The sequence below is a fragment of the Holdemanella sp. genome, from assembly GCF_056804935.1.
Map to the genome: position 1 here is coordinate 1 of NZ_DBMEXE010000204.1, position 2903 is coordinate 2903.

Consider the following 2903-nt stretch of genomic DNA (forward strand, 5'->3'; position numbering starts at 1 on the left):
ACTATTGGCCATTTGTATTGATGGCGTACATATTTCAAATTTATTATCTAAGATTTTAGTCAGTGTGATTACTGTTTTAGTCAATTATTTCTTATGTAAATCTCATATATTTTCTAAGAAGGAGGAAATGTTGTATGAACAAAATTAGTGTTGTCGTTCCTTGTTTTAATGAAGAAGAAGTTCTTTCCGTGTTTTACAAAAAGACAAGCGAAGTATTGAATGAAATAGATGGAATCACCTATGAATTGTTGTTTGTGGATGATGGATCCAAGGACCATACCAAAGATATATTAAGAGCATTGAGCTTAAAGGATGATCGTTGTGAATTTGTTTCTTTTTCTAGAAACTTCGGTAAAGAAGCTGCCATGCTTGCGGGATTAAAGAAATCAAGTGGCGATTATGTTGTGATCATGGATGCCGATTTGCAGCATCCTCCTGTATTATTAAAAGAAATGTATAAGGCGGTTAGTGAAGAAGGCTACGATTGTTGTGCAGGAAAAAGAGTGGATCGTACGGGTGAAGGTAAGATTCGTAACTTTTTATCGCATACTTTTTATAAGGTGATGCAGAAGATGTGTAAAATGGATATGAGCGATGGTTGTGGTGATTTTCGTATGATGTCAAGACAAATGGTGGATGCGATTCTAGAATTAAAAGAATACAATCGCTATATGAAAGGATTATTTTCTTTTGTAGGATTTGATACAAAATGGATTGAATTTCATAATGTACAACGAGCAGCGGGTAATTCTAAATGGAATTTCTCTAAACTATTCGCATATGCGATGGAAGGTATGTTTTCCTTTTCTACAGCGCCGATTGTATGGATTGGTAATATTGGAACAGCCATTATGATTTCATCGATTTTAATGACTTTGTTTGGATTGTTAGTACATGTCACGTCCATGTTTCATTTAGTATGTTTGATTCTGTTTTTGAGTGGGCTTCAAATGTTGTTTGTAGCTATTTTAGGTCAATATACGACAAAAGATTATATGGAAAGTAAACAAAGACCAATCTATATAGTAAAAGAGACTAGCCGAAATTTAAGCTAGTCTTTTAATGTGATTTCAATCACCGTGTCAATTGGATCTGGACAATGGTGTGAATTGGAATCAATATTGATAAATGTATAGTCAGGAAAACTTTCTGCGTTCCAAGGCGTTTGAATTTTGATTTGAGAATGATCAGACAATCTTCTTATTCCTTGGATTTTTTCTTTTTTGATTTTAACAGGTATATCAAAAATACTCTCATCTAAAATATGTGCATAAATTTTATTTCCCTTTTGTGTGTATCTTCCCCATTCTGGTTTTTCTAATTCACATTTTGTGCATCCATAAATAGAAGCTTTATTTAGTTTCATCCATTCCCTGATTTCATTCAATACTTGGATAGATTCTTTAGAAAATTGTCCTCTAGCATCCGGCCCCACATTTAAAATCATATTTCCACCCTTGGATACACATTCAACTAGAGTACGGATGATTAGCTTAGCGGACTTATAGTTCGTGTCCTTAGCGCAATATCCCCAATGTTCATTCATGGTGATACAAGCTTCCCAAGGCACAGGTAAACCTTGAGGAGGAATCATTTGTTCAGGTGAGGTAAAATCGCCAGCTGTAAAACTAGGATGTGCATCCATAATGGTTCCAGGATGTACACCATCTCCTTCTAGACGATTGTCGATGATCATGTCTGGCTGGTAGGTTCTTGCCATTGTTACGATTTTATGGGCATCCCATACATCTTTTGTCATATTGTCATAAGAAAAGTCAAACCACATGATATCGAGCTTTCCATAGTTTGTAAGTAATTCCTTGATTTGAGTATGCATATAATTTAAATAGTTTGAAAAACAAATCGGTTTATCGTATTCTGGATTGTTTCTTTCAGGATGATGCTTATCATTGTAGTGAGGATAGTCAGGATGATGCCAATCAAGCAGGGAATAATATAGACCGACTTTTAATCCTTCTTCTCTAAATGCATCTAAAAATTCTCTGACATAATCATGATTTGCCTTCCAATCTGTAGTCTTTGTATCAAACATACAATATCCATCGTGGTGTTTGGCAGTCATTACGGCATATTTCATGCCGGCTTTTTTGGCAAGTTTAGCCCATTGGTGTGGATCAAACAAATCGGGATCAAATTCATTCGCAAAAGGAATATAATCTTCTTCTTTCATTTCTTCGTTGCTTCTGACCCATTCACCTCGTGCTGGAATGGAATAGATTCCCCAATGGATAAAAAGTCCGAATCTAGATTTTTGAAACTCTGTAATATTCATAAGATCTCCTTTAGAAAAGTGGTTCTTGTAGCTGCTTTTTTTGAAGCACAATGCCTGGTTTGGATAAGATTTCTTTAGTTCTAGAAATATCCTTTAACCAAGGATCTATATCTTCTCTTTCGAGTATGACTGGCATTCGAGAATGCACCGGTTTTACATATGCATTGGCATTCGTGGTAACAATGACAAGGTGATCATCAATAAGAATTCCTGCAAAATAGAGAATGTGCTCGCAATAAAATTCCACTTTATTTTTACCTAAATCCCACTCGTAGAAACTTCCTGCAGGCACAATACAATGCATGGAATCTTTAAATAAAGGCTTTTCAAGAAGTGTTTCTTGTCTAGCATTTAAGATTAAATTGTTGGTTTTATACCCAAATGGCACCATTTTCTTTTGGTTTCGAGTAAGTACAAGACATTTGTCACTTGGATGAATGTCTTTTTCTTCTAAACCAAAGGCTTTGGCTACTTTAGGTGTATATCGAAAGCTTGTACACATACTAGAAGTATATCATAAGAAAGAGGTTGTAAAAAATTGTGAAAAACAGATAAAAAAGGGTGTATTAATTATCAATACATCACGTGGTGCAGGTATTGATTCTTTTGA

General features: G+C 34.9%; 3 protein-coding genes. 1 reads left to right on the forward strand and 2 read right to left on the reverse strand.

Translation table 11 applies throughout. The features are described 5' to 3' along the window. The first annotated feature begins 134 nt into the window (after nt 1–134). Nucleotides 135–1055: a glycosyltransferase family 2 protein gene (locus ACZQCL_RS08245; protein ID WP_482482728.1), complete on the forward strand. Its 921-nt coding sequence runs from the start codon at nt 135–137 to the stop codon at nt 1053–1055. On the opposite strand, the gene ACZQCL_RS08250 is transcribed toward ACZQCL_RS08245, so the two are convergent. After that, nucleotides 1052–2293 carry an alpha-L-fucosidase gene (locus tag ACZQCL_RS08250; protein WP_482482730.1) on the reverse strand — a complete coding sequence of 414 codons (1242 nt, stop codon included), beginning with the start codon at nt 2291–2293 and terminating at the stop codon, nt 1052–1054. The genes ACZQCL_RS08245 and ACZQCL_RS08250 overlap by 4 nt on opposite strands. Before the next feature lie 10 nt (nt 2294–2303). Beyond that, nucleotides 2304–2795 (reverse strand): SOS response-associated peptidase family protein, encoded by a 492-nt coding sequence (locus tag ACZQCL_RS08255; RefSeq protein ID WP_227992364.1) that lies wholly within the window; start codon nt 2793–2795, stop codon nt 2304–2306. Nucleotides 2796–2903 lie beyond the last annotated feature (108 nt).